This window comes from Prevotella sp. 10(H) (assembly GCF_000711235.1).
Lineage (GTDB): Bacteria > Bacteroidota > Bacteroidia > Bacteroidales > Dysgonomonadaceae > Dysgonomonas.
The window spans coordinates 1-17,960 of sequence record NZ_JOMI01000008.1; the positions used below are offsets into that span (position 1 = coordinate 1).

Annotated in this window: 14 protein-coding genes, 2 tRNA genes, 3 rRNA genes and 4 pseudogenes; 21 read left to right on the forward strand and 2 right to left on the reverse strand. The window is 41.4% G+C overall.

Features of this window, described 5'->3' with window-relative positions:
• Nucleotides 1-290: 290 nt before the first annotated feature.
• The 21 genes and pseudogenes from K348_RS0115400 to K348_RS0115490 all read left to right on the forward strand — a co-directional run bounded on the left by K348_RS0115400 (nucleotide 291) and on the right by K348_RS0115490 (nucleotide 17,345).
• Nucleotides 291-842: a DUF1599 domain-containing protein gene (locus tag K348_RS0115400; RefSeq protein ID WP_029906326.1), complete on the forward strand. Its 552-nt coding sequence runs from the start codon at nucleotides 291-293 to the stop codon at nucleotides 840-842.
• A 13-nt stretch (nucleotides 843-855) separates the two neighbouring features.
• On the forward strand, nucleotides 856-1,617 hold the full coding sequence (locus K348_RS19445) for a BT_3928 family protein (RefSeq protein WP_231496806.1): 762 nt from the start codon (nucleotides 856-858) through the stop codon (nucleotides 1,615-1,617).
• Nucleotides 1,556-1,828 (forward strand): hypothetical protein, encoded by a 273-nt coding sequence (locus K348_RS19450; protein ID WP_231496807.1) that lies wholly within the window; start codon nucleotides 1,556-1,558, stop codon nucleotides 1,826-1,828. Before K348_RS19445 ends, K348_RS19450 begins: the two co-directional genes overlap by 62 nt.
• 100 nt (nucleotides 1,829-1,928) lie before the next feature.
• Nucleotides 1,929-2,183: a hypothetical protein gene (locus tag K348_RS19455; protein WP_231496808.1), complete on the forward strand. Its 255-nt coding sequence runs from the start codon at nucleotides 1,929-1,931 to the stop codon at nucleotides 2,181-2,183.
• Between the two features lie 43 nt (nucleotides 2,184-2,226).
• A pseudogene (tpiA, locus tag K348_RS18540) lies at nucleotides 2,227-2,970 on the forward strand (triose-phosphate isomerase).
• Nucleotides 2,971-3,040: 70 nt separating this feature from the next.
• Complete coding sequence (locus K348_RS0115415) at nucleotides 3,041-3,553, forward strand: SPOR domain-containing protein (RefSeq protein WP_029906327.1); 513 nt, start codon at nucleotides 3,041-3,043, stop codon at nucleotides 3,551-3,553.
• Nucleotides 3,554-3,580: 27 nt separating this feature from the next.
• Complete coding sequence (gene folE / locus K348_RS0115420) at nucleotides 3,581-4,144, forward strand: GTP cyclohydrolase I FolE (RefSeq protein WP_029906328.1); 564 nt, start codon at nucleotides 3,581-3,583, stop codon at nucleotides 4,142-4,144.
• A 245-nt stretch (nucleotides 4,145-4,389) separates the two neighbouring features.
• Nucleotides 4,390-4,875 carry a TatD family hydrolase gene (locus K348_RS19085; RefSeq protein ID WP_231496810.1) on the forward strand — a complete coding sequence of 162 codons (486 nt, stop codon included), beginning with the start codon at nucleotides 4,390-4,392 and terminating at the stop codon, nucleotides 4,873-4,875.
• Between the two features lie 67 nt (nucleotides 4,876-4,942).
• Nucleotides 4,943-6,007, forward strand: a complete 1,065-nt coding sequence (locus K348_RS0115430) for an asparaginase (RefSeq protein WP_029906331.1) — start codon at nucleotides 4,943-4,945, stop codon at nucleotides 6,005-6,007.
• Nucleotides 5,994-6,473 (forward strand): YkgJ family cysteine cluster protein, encoded by a 480-nt coding sequence (locus K348_RS0115435; protein ID WP_029906332.1) that lies wholly within the window; start codon nucleotides 5,994-5,996, stop codon nucleotides 6,471-6,473. Before K348_RS0115430 ends, K348_RS0115435 begins: the two co-directional genes overlap by 14 nt.
• Nucleotides 6,474-6,485: 12 nt before the next feature.
• Nucleotides 6,486-7,430: a phospholipase A gene (locus K348_RS0115440; protein WP_029906334.1), complete on the forward strand. Its 945-nt coding sequence runs from the start codon at nucleotides 6,486-6,488 to the stop codon at nucleotides 7,428-7,430.
• Between the two features lie 395 nt (nucleotides 7,431-7,825).
• Nucleotides 7,826-9,352, forward strand: a 16S ribosomal RNA gene (locus tag K348_RS0115445).
• Nucleotides 9,353-9,550: 198 nt separating this feature from the next.
• Nucleotides 9,551-9,624, forward strand: a tRNA-Ile gene (locus tag K348_RS0115450).
• A gap of 55 nt (nucleotides 9,625-9,679) precedes the next feature.
• Nucleotides 9,680-9,753, forward strand: a tRNA-Ala gene (locus K348_RS0115455).
• 241 nt (nucleotides 9,754-9,994) lie between these two features.
• Nucleotides 9,995-12,885: ribosomal RNA gene (locus tag K348_RS0115460) — 23S ribosomal RNA — on the forward strand.
• 166 nt (nucleotides 12,886-13,051) lie between these two features.
• A 5S ribosomal RNA gene (gene rrf / locus K348_RS0115465) occupies nucleotides 13,052-13,160 on the forward strand.
• The 16S, 23S and 5S rRNA genes sit together here with 2 tRNA genes alongside, the layout of an rRNA operon.
• 147 nt (nucleotides 13,161-13,307) lie before the next feature.
• Complete coding sequence (locus K348_RS18545; protein ID WP_231496809.1) at nucleotides 13,308-14,213, forward strand: ThuA domain-containing protein; 906 nt, start codon at nucleotides 13,308-13,310, stop codon at nucleotides 14,211-14,213.
• Between the two features lie 116 nt (nucleotides 14,214-14,329).
• Nucleotides 14,330-15,437: pseudogene (gene prfB, locus K348_RS18550) on the forward strand (peptide chain release factor 2).
• 126 nt (nucleotides 15,438-15,563) lie between these two features.
• Nucleotides 15,564-16,344: pseudogene (locus K348_RS19580) on the forward strand (low temperature requirement protein A).
• 473 nt (nucleotides 16,345-16,817) lie between these two features.
• The gene (locus tag K348_RS0115485) at nucleotides 16,818-17,105 is read left to right on the forward strand and encodes a GNAT family N-acetyltransferase (RefSeq protein WP_029905116.1); all 288 of its coding nucleotides are present in this window, start codon (nucleotides 16,818-16,820) and stop codon (nucleotides 17,103-17,105) included.
• 75 nt (nucleotides 17,106-17,180) lie between these two features.
• Nucleotides 17,181-17,345: a (4Fe-4S)-binding protein gene (locus K348_RS0115490; RefSeq protein WP_051697941.1), complete on the forward strand. Its 165-nt coding sequence runs from the start codon at nucleotides 17,181-17,183 to the stop codon at nucleotides 17,343-17,345.
• Nucleotides 17,346-17,413: 68 nt separating this feature from the next.
• On the opposite strand, the gene K348_RS19460 is transcribed toward K348_RS0115490, so the two are convergent.
• Nucleotides 17,414-17,695 carry a hypothetical protein gene (locus K348_RS19460; protein WP_029906338.1) on the reverse strand — a complete coding sequence of 94 codons (282 nt, stop codon included), beginning with the start codon at nucleotides 17,693-17,695 and terminating at the stop codon, nucleotides 17,414-17,416.
• Nucleotides 17,664-17,960, reverse strand: a pseudogene (locus K348_RS19465) (transglutaminase domain-containing protein); the annotation flags it as partial. The pseudogene K348_RS19465 and the gene K348_RS19460, both read right to left, overlap by 32 nt.

Below are 17,960 nucleotides of genomic sequence, written 5' to 3' on the forward strand. Positions count from 1 at the left end.
CCGATTCTGTGGCACCCATTGTGGAATTCTTGCGGGACGATATAAGGGTATTATAGAATCTTTAGAATGGAAGAAAAAGTGACAAATACGTTACTTTTGTTACCTTTTAACTAAATATGGTTAATTAATGTTAATAAATGATGGTGGTGAATTATTTCCACCGCTTTGCGCCATTGGCATATTTACATATTTGCTAATTGGCACATTGATCACCATTAATTGGCAAACGAACAAAACAATACATTAAACTATTTTTCCTACCTTTGTGCTCTGAAAAATGAGATATCAACATGGCAGAAACCAAAGAGCAATTTGAGCATGTAATTGCAATCTGCCGTAGCCTTTTTGCAAAGAAATTAAAGGATTACGGTGCTTCGTGGCGTATACTGCGCCCTCAGTCGGTTACAGATCAGATACTGATTAAGGCTAAGCGTATCAGGAGCATAGAAGAGAAGGGTATGAGCCTGATAGATGAAGGAATCGCCCCGGAGTTTATCGGTATTGTAAACTATGGTATTATAGGCCTTATTCAACTGGAAGAAGGTTTTGCCGATAGTGTTGATATGAACGAAAACGAAGTCTTAGCGTTATATGATAAACATATGACCGAGACAAAAGAACTGATGTATGCCAAAAATCATGATTATGACGAGGCTTGGCGCTCTATGCGCATCAGTTCATATACAGACCTTATACTTACAAAGATATACCGCACAAAACAGATAGAAGAGAATAAAGGTAAAACAATCGTGTCGGAAGGAATAGAGGCCAATTATATGGATATGATCAATTATTCATTGTTCGGCCTTATAAAGCTTGAATTTCCGGACGAAGAAAATTGATTAGCGGACAAAGATGAGAGATAAAGGTATAAAGATATTAGTTGAGATTTCCAGAATCATTCTGGGCGCTACCTTTATATTTTCGGGCTTTGTAAAGACTGTCGATCCTTTCGGCACTGCTTATAAAATAGAAGATTATTTTGCAGCCTTCGGTCTTACTTCTCTTTCTTTTATGTCTTTTCCTCTATCTGCATTGCAGGGAATTATTGAATTTGCTATGGGAGCCTGTATGTTATTCGGAATATACCGTCGTTGGAATTCACGATTGACTTTGATAGTAATGGTCTTTATGACTTTTCTCACTTTCTATCTTGCAATAGCTAATCCGGTAGATGACTGCGGCTGTTTCGGAGATTTCCTTATTATTACCAACTGGCAGACATTCTATAAGAATATAGTTCTGTTATTATGTGCTGCTGTTGTCTTTATATATCCCGAAAAGATTAGCAATCTTTTTACAGGAAAAACTTACTGGCTGGCCTTTTTATATATCATCATCTTTATCAGTCTTTTCACTTTCCGTAATTATATATATGAACCATTATTCGACTTCCGTCCTTACAGAATCGGCGCAAATATTCCCGAACTAAATGGAATAGACGAAGGTAAAGGACGCGAGGAAAAGACAATGTTGTTATATGCTAAAGACGGAGTAGAAAAGGAGTTTACCGAAGATAACATCCATGGGAAACAGTACATGGGTATTTGTCAGGATGGAAACCGAAGTATTGAAAAAAGGAGAGGAATCTCCGATAAAGGACTTTGTTATAAATGAACTGGTTTTCGATGCAAAAAAAACAGAGATAATTGCACAGAATGATATTACTACGGAAGTTTTATCGGACAGCAATTATGTTTTCCTGATGTTCTCATCATCTCTGGAAGATATCAATATGTCATATCTCAGTAGTTTCGAAGATGTGAATGAATATGCTAAATATGACGGCTATAAATTCTATTGCGTTACATCATCCCACGACCGATGAGATAATAAATGGTCGGATGAGAATGTGATCAATTTCAGATTTTGCTCGATGGATGAGCGGGCAATAAAAACCGTCATCCGTTCCAAACCCCGGACTGGTATTGTTAAAAGGCGGTATCGTTATCAACAAATGGCCTGATATAGATGTTCCTGCAGAAGAAGATCTGGTTAAGCCTTTAAATGAATTGTCTTACGGTCAGTTGATTGACGAAGGAAGTCAGGATAGAAAGCATCTCTTTTATGTATGCCTAACATTCTTAGTACCGTTATTAGGGCTTAAAGGATTAGACTTGCTGTTTTTCAGAAGAAAGCGAAAAGAGGCTGCTGCTGTGGAAGAGGAGAATATTCAGGAATAAAATACGTTTACACTATAATAAATATAATAAAAACACATTAATCATGAGAAAGAACATTGTTGCAGGAAACTGGAAAATGAATAAGAATTTACAGGAAGGAGTTGCTTTTGCAAAAGACCTTGAAGCTGCTCTTGCCGGTAAAGCATTGAAATGGGATGTAATTATCGGAACTCCGTTTATTCATCTTGCTAGCGTTGCATCATCTACAAAATTGGGAGTAGCCGCTCAGAACTGTGCGGACAAGGCTTCGGGTGCTTATACCGGAGAGGTATCTGCTGATATGGTGGCTTCTACAGGTGCTAAATATGTAATATTGGGACACTCTGAACGTCGTACATATTACGGTGAAACAGATGCAATCCTTAAAGAAAAGTATTGCTGGCATTAGCTAATGGACTCAGCCCGATTTTCTGTATTGGTGAAACTAAAGACGAAAGAGAAAGAATGTACATTTCGACGTAGTTAAGAACAAACTGTAGATGCACTTTTCGAACTTTCAGCTGAAGATTTCTCTAAGATCGTTATTGCATACGAGCCGGTTTGGGCTATCGGAACAGGCCTTACTGCAACATCTGCTCAGGCTCAGGAAATGCATGCTTATATCCGTCAGACAATTGCTGATAAATACGGAAAAGAAGTAGCTGACAATACATCTATCCTTTACGGAGGTAGTGCTAACGGCGGTAATGCAAAAGAATTGTTTGCATGTCCTGATATCGATGGTGGTCTTATCGGTGGCGCTTCTCTCGATGTAGAGAAATTTATCCCTGTGATCGAAGGATTCTAATCCTTCCTACATATACATTGCAGGGGAATAAGAATTCCCTGCAATTGATTTTCTTTATAAAATGGACGATATGAAAAAGAGTCTTTATATTTTTCTTGTTTTATCTCTAATTTCCGGATTTGCGGTGGCACAGAACGGGAACAGGACGATAATAGATGATCTGAATACATCCAAATGGGGACAAGGAAATGTGAAAGTTATGCAGGACGAAGCAGTGCAGAATGTTCTGGGCATACGCCAGACTGCTGCTGTTATTGCTCCGGACACTACAAAAACTATAGGCGCTATCGATCCGGCGGCAAACTTTACAAAAGTAAAAGGATTTAAGATACAGGTATTCTCAGGCAACAATCAACAACGTTCCAAGCGGGAAGCCGAATCAAAACAAGCACAGGTCAGGACACAGTTTCCTGAGCTGGAATCAGTCGTGAGTTTTGTTTCTCCTTTCTGGCGTCTGCGGGTAGGTAACTTTTTGACGAGAGAGGATGCCAACACAATGCTGAAAGAGATGAAAAAAGCATTTCCCGGATTTGGGCGGGAGATGTATGTTGTAGATGATGTTGTAAAACGTCCTGTACATTAATTTATAAGATGAATTAATATCTTCACAATGCAAGAAGAACAAAATACAGAGTTGCTGGCAGATCATTATAAGAAAATAATAAGTCTTTTGGGAGAAGATGCGGAACGCGAGGGTTTACTCGATACACCGCAGAGGGTAGCAAAAGCAATGCAATTCCTGACGAAGGGATACTGTGAAAGTCCGGAGGAAATATTACAGAAGGCCCTCTTTAAGGAAGATTACCGGCAAATGGTGATTGTAAAGGATATCGATTTCTATTCACTCTGTGAGCATCATATGCTCCCGTTTTGGGGTAAAGCGCATGTCGCTTATATTCCGAATGGCCATATCACCGGTCTTAGTAAGATTGCAAGGGTAGTGGATGTATATGCCCGCCGTCTGCAGGTACAGGAGCGGATGACACTGCAGATAAAAGCTTGCATACAAAAAACGCTTAACCCTTTAGGAGTCATGGTTGTAATAGAAGCACAGCATATGTGTATGCAGATGCGGGGAGTGGAAAAGCAGAATTCTACAACAACTACTTCCGATTTTACGGGAGTATTTAATCAGGCAAAAACCCGCGAAGAGTTTATAAATCTTATCCGTTAAAGATGATAACTTATAGCTAAATATTCACGGGGTTTTCTGAATAAGAATAACCTCGTTTTTTGTTGAGATAAGAAGAGAAATATGTATTTGTATAATATCCATACCCACAACATTGGATCACGGGAAATAGAAGGCTATAAATTCCGTTATATATTAAATACCTTCCCGGATGATTTGAGAAGAAATCTTCTGAGAATGAAGATGTATGGTTTTCATGCGGGATACATCCATGGTATATTGATGATATTTCACGTCAGATATCACTTTTAGAAGAAATAGCATCTGATGAAAGGGTCGTAGCGATAGGTGAAGCCGGACTGGATAAAATGAAAGGCCCGGATATTAATATTCAGATAGATGTTTTTAGGCAGCAAATAGAATTAGCTGTAAAAGTTGGTAAACCTCTTATCATTCATTGTGTAAAAGCATGGGATGAATTGGTTGCTTTACATAAAGAATATAAGACAGACATTCCCTGGATAATTCATGGCTATAGAGGAAATGCACAGCAAGCTGCACAACTCGGTAAAATCGGATTTAAGTTTTCATTTGGTGAACATTTCAATGAAGAAACATTACGCTCTTTGCCAATCGAATCTATTTTTTGTGAAACGGATACATCAGAAGTTACAATTTGTAAGGTATATAGTTCGATTTCGGATGTACTTCATATTGAAATTAATCAATTTGTCGAAAAAATAGAGTATAATATCAAAAAATATATCAAATAATTTACAAAAGTATATCTGTGTATTCCTGATTTTATTATTTTTACCAGTCTAAAGCTTACAAATTGACATGATAGATATAAATGCTCATATATTATTGATCTATACAGGCGGAACGATCGGGATGGTCGAGAATCCTGTAACAGGATCGCTTGAGCCTTTCGATTTTGCACATCTAAACAGCCATTTGCCCGAATTGCAACGCTTTAGATTCCATGTCGATCATATCGTATTCGATCCGGTTATCGATTCTTCGGATATCACACCGGAGCATTGGAAGAAAATAGTATATGTCATTGAGAGTAATTATAATAAATATGACGGCTTTGTAATTCTTCACGGTACTGATACTATGGCCTATACAGCATCGGCGCTTAGCTTTATGATCGAGAATCTTCATAAGCCTGTTGTTCTTACCGGTGCACAACTGCCGATCGGTAAATTACGTACTGATGCTAAAGAAAACCTTATTACGGCTCTTGAGATTGCTGCAGATAAAGATGTTTTGGGAAATCCTATTGTGCCCGAAGTGTGCATATTCTTTCAGAATGACTTATTGAGAGGCAACAGGACAACCAAAGTAAATGCAGATAACTTCAATGCATTCAAATCATATAACTACCCCAATCTTGGAAAATCGGGAATACAGATAAGGTACGACCGCAAGGTTATCCACCAGCCCGATTATGATAAGAAAACGGTCTTTCATTACTTTCTCGATACTCGTATAGCTACATTGAAGTTATTTCCGGGTATTAGCCCTCATACGGTAGAGGCTGTTTTAATGCAGAAGAATATTAAAGCAGTTATTCTCGAAACATACGGATCGGGAAATGCACCCCTATCCTCTTGGTTTATAGATTCTATACGCGAAGCTGTCAAAAGAGGCATAGTTATCGTCAATATCACTCAGTGCAATACAGGTATGGTAGATATGCAGCGATACGAGACAGGTCGCGAATTACTGAGAGCCGGCGTTATCAGCGGTTCGGATGCGACATTCGAAACAGCCGTAGCTAAATTGATGTTTCTCATAGGCCACAAATATAGCAAAGAAGATATTCAGATACGGATGCGGGTACCGTTAATAGGTGAAATAACACGTTTCGAAGACAGGGTTAATGAAACGATATGAGAACCTGCGGCTTTTAGCCGAAAAAGCACAACCATCGTTTCTGCAATATTACAAGAAGAATAAGAAACGTTTGGCAAAAATGGATACCGAAGTTCAGGAAATACATGATGAAGTATCCGATGAAATTGATTGCCTGTTATGCGCTAACTGTTGCAGGACATTAGGGCCTGCTCTCTATGATAAAGATATCGAACGTATGGCAAAGGCTTTGAGAATAAAGCCGGCTGAGGTTGTATCTTCGTATCTTAGAATAGATGAAGACGGGGATTATGTTTTCAGAAGTATGCCCTGTTCTTTTTTACTTCCCGATAATTATTGCTCCATATATGAATCCCGGCCTAAAGCCTGTCGGGAATATCCTCACACCGACCGAAAAAAGTTTGAACAAATTTTCAAACTAACTGTTAAAAATACAGAAACTTGCCCGATAGCATACGAGGTGCTACTTCGGTTGGTGAAAAAATGATTAATAGAATATATGAAGAGTTTTTATCTCTTGTTGGCGTTAATATTCTTAGCGCTCACTTCACTACATGCACAGAATGATACAGTTCAGCAGGATACGATTACTGTAAATAAACATACTTCTGATACAACCAAAAGTGTCAAGGAGTTTATCTCACATCAAACAGATGCATTGATAGGTTCGGTGTTTGGGCCTTCTAAGCAGCTAAGTAATGCCGACAGCATCGTAAACAAATTTGATTCACAGCCTTCTTTTGGGATTTACAAGGATAACTATTTTGTGCTCGGAACCGAAATGTTCCATAAGCCTACAAAATACAATTCTGACGTTAAATTTCAGATCAGTGTGATGCACAGGATTACGAATAGTACACTCCCATTGAAAACATATTTGTTTTTAACCTATACTCAAAAAGCTTACTGGGATGTTTTTCAGGATTCTTTCCCTTTTCGGGATTTAAACTTCAATCCAACTTTGGGGCTTGGAAAAGCTTTGGTCCGGAATAATCGATTCCTTGGTACTATAAATATGCAGTTTGAGCATGAATCGAACGGAAAGGATGGAGATGCTTCCCGTAGCTGGAATAAGATATCATTTGGTAGTTACTTAACTCTGAACGACCGTATGACATTCCAGACAAAATTATGGATTCCCATAGTTGACGGATCCAATAATAAGGATATTGTTCATTATTCGGGATGGGGATTATTCGCTTTTGACTACTCCAGTGCAAAAAGGAAATACAATATAGGAGCTGTTGTTACTAAAAGAGGAGGTGCGAATTTGAGTGCTAATATCGAGCTCAATTTTTCGATTCGTCTTTTTAGTGACGATAATCAATATCTCTTTCTTCAATACTATAATGGGTACGGAGAATCTATGCTCGATTATAAACAATACAGACAACGGATTCGGCTGGGATTCGTAATTAAACCGAATTTCTTCACGATATATTAGAAGAATATTCAGACTGCAATATTCTTATTTATAGAGCATTGAAAAATTACTTTATTTTTCTTTGTTTTTTCTTCGATAAATATTTGGAGATAGATAAATAAAATACATATCTTTGCACCCGCTTTGATACTCAGCGGCGGCTGATTTAAGAGATAAAAAGCTTAGATATTTGATATAACAAATCAGTTATATAAAAAGTTTTAGAGCGAGATAGCGATCTTTGATAAAATGACAACAGAAGATAGAGTGTAGTACAGGAATGCTAATTAATAATTAACAATTAATAATTAGCAACAAGATACTAGAGATAGTATCAGGGTATTACCGTCAATTAGATTTAGGATATAAGTTTAATGAAAGAGGACAGGATCAGAAGGTATAAAAAGAAAGAATATACAAAGAAGAGTTTGATCCTGGCTCAGGATGAACGCTAGCGATAGGCCTAACACATGCAAGTCGAGGGGCAGCACGGTGTAGCAATACATTGGTGGCGACCGGCGCACGGGTGAGTAACGCGTATGCAACCTACCTACAACAGGGGCATAACCCGGAGAAATCCGGACTAATACCGCATAAAACAGGGGCTCCGCATGGAGATATTTGTTAAAGATTTATCGGTTGTAGATGGGCATGCGTTCCATTAGCCAGTTGGTGAGGTAACGGCTCACCAAAGCAACGATGGATAGGGGAACTGAGAGGTTTATCCCCCACACTGGAACTGAGACACGGACCAGACTCCTACGGGAGGCAGCAGTGAGGAATATTGGTCAATGGGCGAGAGCCTGAACCAGCCAAATCGCGTGAAGGAAGACTGCCTTATGGGTTGTAAACTTCTTTTATAGGGGAATAAAAAGGCTTACGCGTAAGCTATTGCATGTACCCTATGAATAAGCATCGGCTAACTCCGTGCCAGCAGCCGCGGTAATACGGAGGATGCGAGCGTTATCCGGATTTATTGGGTTTAAAGGGTGCGCAGGCGGGCTATTAAGTCAGCGGTGAAATTTTCAGGCTCAACCTGAACACTGCCGTTGAAACTGGTAGCCTTGAGTGTGGATGAAGTAGGCGGAATTCGTTGTGTAGCGGTGACATGCTTAGATATAACGAGGAACTCCGATTGCGTAGGCAGCTTACTAAGCCATAACTGACGCTCATGCACGAAAGCGTGGGGATCAAACAGGATTAGATACCCTGGTAGTCCACGCCGTAAACGATGATTACTAGTTGTATGCGATATACCGTATGTGACTAAGCGAAAGCGATAAGTAATCCACCTGGGGAGTACGCCGGCAACGGTGAAACTCAAAGGAATTGACGGGGGCCCGCACAAGCGGAGGAACATGTGGTTTAATTCGATGATACGCGAGGAACCTTACCCGGGCTTGAAATGCAGAAGAATAACGAAGAAATTTGTTAGCCAGCAATGGCTTCTGTGTAGGTGCTGCATGGTTGTCGTCAGCTCGTGCCGTGAGGTGTCGGCTTAAGTGCCATAACGAGCGCAACCCACATTATTAGTTACTAACAGGTCAAGCTGAGGACTCTAATAAGACTGCCGGCGTAAGCTGCGAGGAAGGTGTGGATGACGTCAAATCAGCACGGCCCTTACGTCCGGGGCGACACACGTGTTACAATGGGTGGTACAAAGGGCAGCTACCGGGCGACCGGATGCCAATCTCCAAAGCCACTCCCAGTTCGGATCGGAGTCTGCAACTCGACTCCGTGAAGCTGGATTCGCTAGTAATCGCGCATCAGCCATGGCGCGGTGAATACGTTCCCGGGCCTTGTACACACCGCCCGTCAAGCCATGGAAGCTGGGGGTATCTGAAGTGCGTAACCGCAAGGAGCGTCCTAGGGTAAAACCGGTGACTGGGGCTAAGTCGTAACAAGGTAGCCGTACCGGAAGGTGCGGCTGGAACACCTCCTTTCTGGAGACCTGTCCGAAAAGGTAATACTTTAGAAAGTATTGCACTCTGTCGAAGTTGTTATAAAAATATAACTCAGTTACGAGTTACCAGTTATAAGTTACCAGTATTTAAAATTACTGATGACTGCTAACTGTTAACTGCTAACTGACAAGAGAAACCAGGAAGCTGACAGCTCAGTTTCAGGGAGAAAGTAAAGCCAGTCCTATAGCTCAGTTGGTTAGAGCGCTACACTGATAATGTAGAGGTCGGCAGTTCAAATCTGCCTGGGACTACCGCGATGCGATAGCATCGCAATTAGCAAATGTACCAATTAGCTAATTGACAAACGGGGGATTAGCTCAGCTGGCTAGAGCACCTGCCTTGCACGCAGGGGGTCAACGGTTCGAATCCGTTATTCTCCACAGATTTAATTATGAATTAAGGATTATGAATAAAGAGTATTATCACTCGTAACTTGTAACCCGTAACTTGTAACTAAAAAGAAGATCTTTGACATGATGTAAAACAAGAGCAAGTAAAGAAAAGATTAGAAATAATCTTCTCAAACCCACAAACCAGTTAACAGCTTGCAGTTAACAGCTAACAAGTATCAGTACTTGTAACCTGTAACCTGTAACTTGTAACTGTTTTGAAAAAAGAATAAAGAAAGTAGGAAAGGGCACATGGGGGATGCCTAGGCTCTCAGAGGCGAAGAAGGACGTGATAAGCTGCGAAAAGCTGGGGGAAGTGCAAATAACTTTTGATCCCCGGATCTCCGAATGGGGCAACCCAGTAACTGAAGAAGTTACTACACTGATTAATCAGTGAGCTAACCCGGGGAACTGAAACATCTAAGTACCCGGAGGAAAAGAAAATAAAAATGATTCCCGAAGTAGTGGCGAGCGAACCGGGAAGAGCCCAAACCAATAATGTTTAGGCATTATTGGGGTTGTAGGACTGCGTCGTGGCACGACCTGTTGGAAGTAGAACGTTTTGGAAAAAACGATCACAGAGGGTGACAATCCCGTATACGACTCCGACAGTAAGCCTAGCAGTATCCTGAGTAGCGCGGGACACGAGAAATCCTGTGTGAATCTGCGGGGACCATCCCGTAAGGCTAAATACTCCTGAGAGACCGATAGTGAACCAGTACCGTGAGGGAAAGGTGAAAAGCACCTCGAACAGAGGAGTGAAACAGACCCTGAAACCATGTGCCTACAAGCGGTCGGAGCACGTAAGTGTGACGGCGTGCCTTTTGCATAATGAACCTACGAGTTACTCTTACTGGCAAGGTTAAGAACTAGGAAGTTCCGAGCCGAAGCGAAAGCAAGTCTTAACAGGGCGATTTTAGTCAGTAGGAGTAGACGCGAAACCAAGTGATCTACCCTTGGGCAGGTTGAAGGTTAGGTAACACTAACTGGAGGACCGAACCGGTAAGCGTTGAAAAGCTTTCGGATGACCTGAGGGTAGGGGTGAAAGGCTAATCAAACTTGGAGATAGCTCGTACTCCCCGAAATGCATTTAGGTGCAGCCTCGGCTTATAACTTATGTCAGGTAGAGCGACTGATTGGATGCGAGGGCTTCGCCGCCTATCAAGTCCAGATAAACTCCGAATGGGCATAAGTGATTACCGGGAGTGAGGGCATGGGTGCTAAGGTCCATGTCCGAGAGGGAAAGAACCCAGACCATCAGCTAAGGTCCCCAAATACATGTTCAGTTGAATTAACGAAGTATGACTACCAAGACAGCTAGGATGTTGGCTTGGAAGCAGCCATTCATTTAAAGAGTGCGTAACAGCTCACTAGTCGAGTGGTCGTGCGTGGATAATAATCGGGCATAAACATGTTACCGAAGCTATGGGATAAAATATTATCGGTAGGGGAGCATTCCACTCCGCCTTGAAGGCAAAGCGTAAGCTTTACTGGAGCGTGTGGAAAAGCAAATGTAGGTATAAGTAACGATAAAGGAGGTGAGAAACCTCCTCGCCGAAAGACTAAGGTTTCCTGATCAACGCTAATCGGATCAGGGTAAGTCGGGCCCTAAGGTGTAGCCGAACGGCGAAGCCGATGGACGAACCGGTTAATATTCCGGTACTGTTATACAGAGTGAAGTGGGGACGCAGGAGTGACACTGTTGCCAAGTGACGGATTACTTGGTTAAAGGAAGTAGACGTTGATTCCGGTAGGCAAATCCGCCGGGAGAGTTGAAACTGATAGTACTACAATCCTTCGGGAGCGTAGATAATACAGGTAAACAGACTGCCTAGAAAAACCGCTAAACGCTAATCTGTCTAGCACCCGTACCACAAACGGACACACGTAGTCGGGTTGAAAATACTAAGGCGCTCGAGCGATTCACAGTTAAGGAATTAGGCAAAATGACCCTGTAACTTCGGGATAAAGGGTGCCGGCTGAAAGGTCGGCCGCAGAGAATAGGAGAAGGCAACTGTTTAACAAAAACACATGGCTGTGCAAATTTGAAAGAAGAAGTATACAGTCTGACACCTGCCCGGTGCTGGAAGGTTAAGAGGAGAAGTCATGGCTTTCGGGTCAGAAGCTTTGAATTGAAGCCCCAGTAAACGGCGGCCGTAACTATAACGGTCCTAAGGTAGCGAAATTCCTTGTCGGGTAAGTTCCGACCTGCACGAATGGTGTAATGATCTTCTCACTGTCTCAACTGTGATCTCGGTGAAATTGTAGTATCGGTGAAGATGCCGATTACCCGCGATGGGACGAAAAGACCCCGTGAACCTTTACTATAGCTTTACATTGACGTTGGGCACTTGATGTGTAGGATAGGCCGGAGGCCGTGAAGCAGGCACGCCAGTGTTTGTGGAGCCACCCTTGAAATACGGCCCTTTGATTGTTTGACGTCTAACCCGCAGTTGCGGGAACAGTGTATGGTGGGTAGTTTGACTGGGGTGGTCGCCTCCAAAAGAGTAACGGAGGCTTCTAAAGGTGTGCTCACGACGATTGGTAACCGTCGGCAGAGTGTAATGGTATAAGCACGCTTGACTGAGAGGCTCACAAGCCGAACAGGTAGGAAACTAGAGCATAGTGATCCGGTGGTTTCAGTATGGAATGGCCATCGCTCAAAGGATAAAAGGTACTCCGGGGATAACAGGCTGATCATTCCCAAGAGCTCATATCGACGGAATGGTTTGGCACCTCGATGTCGGCTCGTCACATCCTGGGGCTGGAGCAGGTCCCAAGGGTTGGGCTGTTCGCCCATTAAAGTGGCACGCGAGCTGGGTTCAGAACGTCGTGAGACAGTTCGGTCTCTATCTATCGTGGGCGCGGGATATTTGCGGGGATCTGACACTAGTACGAGAGGACCGTGTTGGACGCACCCCTGGTTCACCGGTTGTTCCGCCAGGAGCATCGCCGGGTAGCTAAGTGCGGATCGGATAAGTGCTGAAAGCATCTAAGTACGAAGCCGGCCTCAAGATAAGATATCCATTAAGGGTGGTTGTAGACTACGACCTAGATAGGCTACAGGTGTAAAGGCAGCAATGTCATAGCCGAGTAGTACTAATTGCCCGGACGCTTTCTAAAAGGAGCTGTTAGCTTATAGCCCAAAGCCATTAGCTAGCAGCCCAGGACAAAACAACGGTTTGAACAGATAATCATAATCGAACCTTTACTTACTCTTTTACATCGTGTTAACATACACGATTGATAATTATTAATTGTTCATTGATAATTATTAATTGCATGTTATTCAGGTGGTTATAACACCGGGGTTCCACCTCTTCCCATTCCGAACAGAGAAGTTAAGCCCGGTCGTGCCGATGGTACTGCGAAAGCGGGAGAGTAGGTTGCCGCCGTTTTAAATCGAGAAGGGAGTTCTATTAAGAACTCCCTTCTTTGTTATATATAAAGTCTCATATTGGAGTTTATCCTTCTACAAAGAAAAGGTTTAAGATAGCAATGTCTTAATGAATTTCTTATATTTGTAGAAACTAAATCTTTATCATATGAAAATATTTGCCCATAGAAAGTTTTTACTATTTGTCTTTTCATTTTTTATAGCCCTATCTACTTTTGCTACAGCGCCTATTAAAGCGCTGATAATAACCGGACAAAATAATCATAACTGGCAGGTAAGCCATGTTGTTCTGAAGAATATTATGGAAAATTCCGGATTATTTACTGTTGATTTTTCAATTTCTCCCAAACATGGTGAAAAAATGAATAATTATATTATAGACTTTTCTCCATATCAACTGGTTGTCCTTGATTATAACGGTGATAACTGGCCTAAGACTACACAAGACCGATTTTTGGAATATGTCCGTAATGGAGGAGGAGTAGTGGTATATCATGCTGCAAATAATGCTTTTACTGATTGGGTGGAATTTAATAAAATAATTGCTTTGGGTGGATGGAATAATCGTAATGAATCTTCAGGCCCTTGGGTATACTGGAAAGATAATAAACTTGTAAGAGATAATTCTCCCGGGGTTGGAGGATCGCATGGACAGCAAAGCGAATATGTCCTGAATGCTAGGAATACAAAACATCCGATTGTAAAGGGTCTGCCTCCTAAATGGAAACATGGTAAAGATGAATTATATGACCGGATGCGCGGTCCCGGTGATATTAAAGATTTATTATATACCGCTTATTCCGAGCCGTCTCTGGGAGGTTCGGACAGAGAGGAACCGCTTATATTTACCGTAGAATACGGCAAAGGAAAAATATTCCATATTATGCTCGGACATGCAGGTGATAGTCCTGAAAATAACCCTTCCATGCAGTGCACAGGATTTCAGGTTTTACTGCTTCGGGGCAGTGAATGGGCCGGCAACAGGCAAAGTTACACAACCTGTTCCAAAAGATTTTCCAACAGCTACATCCGCAAGTTTCAGAAAAGATTATAAAGCACCTTGAAATGAAAACCCTTATTGATATCGTTATTTTATATACTTAAAATTGCCTGCTCGGTCTTTTTTCATAAATTTGCACCTCGAATTAATAATAACTTAAAAGGTAATTTATGATTACAACAGACCAGCTCAAAGAAGTGTTGGAACGCGAGGATGCGTTAAGGAGGCATCTTTGACGTCGATGCGAAAAAAATACAACTCGAAGAAGAGGAATTAAGAACTCACGCTCCCGGTTTTTGGGACGATGCCAAATCTGCTGAAGCCCAAACGAAAGTTATCCGCGGGATTAAAGGATGGCTGGAAGGATATAATGAAGTAAAGGGTGCGACAGAAGAACTGCAGCTTGCATTTGATTTTCAGAAAGAAGGAATAACTTCGGAAGAAGAAGTAGACTTGCATATGAAAATGCCCTCAAACTGGTGGAGAATCTGGAGTTGAAAAATATGCTCCGTCGTGAAGAAGATAAGCTTGGGGCAGTATTAAAAATAAACAGTGGCGCCGGTGGAACTGAAGGACAGGATTGGTCTTCTATGCTATTTCGTATGTACCAACGCTGGTGCGAATCGAAAGGATATAAAACAACCATTACCAACTGGCAGGACGGTGACGAAGCCGGAATCAAAACAGCTACATTACAGGTAGAAGGCGACTATGCCTATGGCTACTTAAAGTCAGAGAACGGTGTACATCGTCTGGTACGTGTATCTCCTTTCAATGCACAGGGTAAGCGTATGACATCCTTTGCTTCTGTATTTGTGGTGCCATTGGTGGACGATTCTATCGAGATTGAAGTCAATCAATCGGATATCACGTGGGATACATTCCGTTCCAGCGGTGCGGGGGGGCAAAATGTAATAAGGTGGAAACAGGAGTACGTTTGCATTATAAATACAAAGACCTGAAACAGGAGAAGATAAAGAGATTGTAATTGAAACACGGAGAGTCGCTCCCAGTTCGGAATAAAGATAATGCTATCCGTTTGTTGAAGTCTCAGTTGTATGAGATGGAATTGGAAAGGCGCAGCCGCGAACAATCGAAAGTAGAAGCCGGAAAGAAAAGATAGAATGGGGTTCACAAATACGCAGTTATGTATTTGACGATCGCCGAGTAAAAGATCATCGTACAAATTACCAGACATCTAATGTTAATGCTGTGATGGATGGAGATCTGGATGATTTTATAAAGGCCTATCTTATGGAATTTGGCGGAGAAGCTTAATACCAATCTAAATATAAATTAAGGGCAGATTTTGAAAAAGATCTGCTCTTTCTTTTTTATCTTTTTCGAACAAAAATAATTGACTGCCGTTTATAATATAACTTATAAAATAACGGCAGGAATTATATGTCTCAATCTTCGCATACTTCTCATTCCCTCCTTCGCAAACGCGGTGAAGGCATAGCTACGGTTTCGTTCTCGGAATTGCTTTTCGATTTGATTTATGTATTCGCCGTCACCCAGTTATCTCATTATCTGTTACACCATCTTAATGTTACGGGTTTCCTGCAAAGTACGGTACTGTGGTTTGCTGTATGGCTGGGCTGGCAGCATACCACATGGATGACAAACTGGTTCGATCCTAACATACGAAGTATCCGGGCTATCTTATTTGTGCTTATGATGCTGGGGCTAATTTGTGGCAGCAGCTATTCCGGAAGCATTCGGGGAAAGGGGATGGATTTTTGCTTTATGTTATGTTGCCATTCAGGTAGGACGAACAGGTTCAATACTTTTCATGCTTGGAAGAAAGCATCAACTGACCCCTAATTATACACGTATCTTCGGCTGGTTTATTATTTCAGCTGTATTTTGGATAATCGGGGCATTTGAGGAAAGTGAGATGCGTTTGCTATTCTGGGCGATTGCCGTAATCTGCGATTATACTGCTCCGATGTTCGGTTTTTATCTGCCTTTTCTGGGGCGTTCCTATTCCAAGACAGACTGGACTATAGACGGACATCATCTGGCTGAACGCAGTCAGTTGTTTGTTATTATAGCTTTTGGTGAAACAATATTGATGTCGGGAGCATCCTTAAGTGAAATAGAAGTATGGACTACGCCGATCGTATTGGCGGCACTAATATCGTTTATAAGCAGTCTGGCTATGTGGTGGATATATTTTTGACAGCAGTAGTGAGGCAGGTGCGGAGAAGATAATGAAAGTAGATAATCCCGGTTTGCTCGGTTTAAAATATCATTCGATACATGTAATACTGGTAGGTGCATTGATTTTGTGTGCTGTAGGTTGACGAACGGTTGTAAACCATCCATTAGGACATATGTCTATGGGGGCCGTTTTTGTGGTAATTATCGGCCCGGTAATTTACTTGTTAGCGAATATGGTATACAGATGGTTTACTTGCCATAGTATAATAAAATCACATATTATAGCGGTTTTTGCCTTGTTGCTAATGATCCCATTGAGTCCTTTTTTTAATCTTATTGTAGCCAACGCATTATCTGTATCGATATTTGTCTTTATTAGCATTTATGAGATCGTAGATTCGAGAAAGAACAGGGAGAAGAAGAATGCACACTAAACAAATTACCTTTCGGGATTGTTAACAAATAAGTAACAAACTGAAATAAATATCAGCAATGAAAAATTATGATCTAATAGATAATGTTGATGAAAATCAATATGAATTTCATGTCGACGGATACCTTCCTAAGATAGAATATATAAAAACTAACAATGGCGAAATCTATCTTACTCATACCGAAGTCCCTGTAGACCTCGAAGGACAAGGTGTTGGTAGCCAATTAGTAAAGAAGGTTTTAGAAGATATTGATACTAAAAGTCTGCGTTTGGTGCCGTTGTGCCCGTTCGTAGCAGCATATATAGACAGGCATCCCGATTGGAGGCGTCTGGTAATTCGAGGATAGAATTTAAGATCAACTAAATAATACAAAACGAAACATGGAAAAGAAAATGAATACACCAACGGTGAAGTCACTGTCATATGGAGGCCCGAAATATGCCAGCATTCAGGCATTTGTGTTAGGACATTGCCGCAGGTCTATAATCCGAATGAAAGACCGTGGGTAAAACCGCAGAATGCAACAACCGAGCAATTGATAGCTCAGATAAAGATGTGCCCTTCGGAGGCATTGAGATATGAATGAATAACGAACCGGAGCAAGAAAAGTAAATAAAAAGGCAATTCATATTGAATTGCCTTTTTATTTTCTATTTAGTCTTCTTCTCTTCTTCGATCGTTTTTATAATACTCTCCCCTATTCCTATCCTGTAGCCTTGCGAGGAATAAAGGATTCCTCCATTGGTGGACAAATAGATTTGTGAGAGGGAAATTATTCGAAAAATCAATCTGTAACGCCCTTGCAACATTATTCAGCAATGCTCTGTTATTATCCGTCATCCACAGTGATTGTTTAGGTAGTCCTTTGAATACAGATGCATCGAAAGCTTTGCTTAACTTATCGTCAGGTATGGCAAATAAAATACGCCTCCCCATTCTTCAATTGACTGCTGTACGGCGGAAGGTCTTGCAAGATGTGTTTAGTCGGTTCTTTATCAGGGTCGGCGAAACAAATTACCAATCCTTTCTTATTCGTAAGTTCTTTCAGTGATTTACTAGTTCCGTCGTTTAGTGTAACCACAGTATTCGGATCTACTATTCCTTGTACCTGAATACGTCCTTCAACTTTAGGTAAAGCGATTTCAACCGTTTTGCTGTCTTTCCCTTTCACTTCGAAGTAACGCGTATTTATTGTTACCGA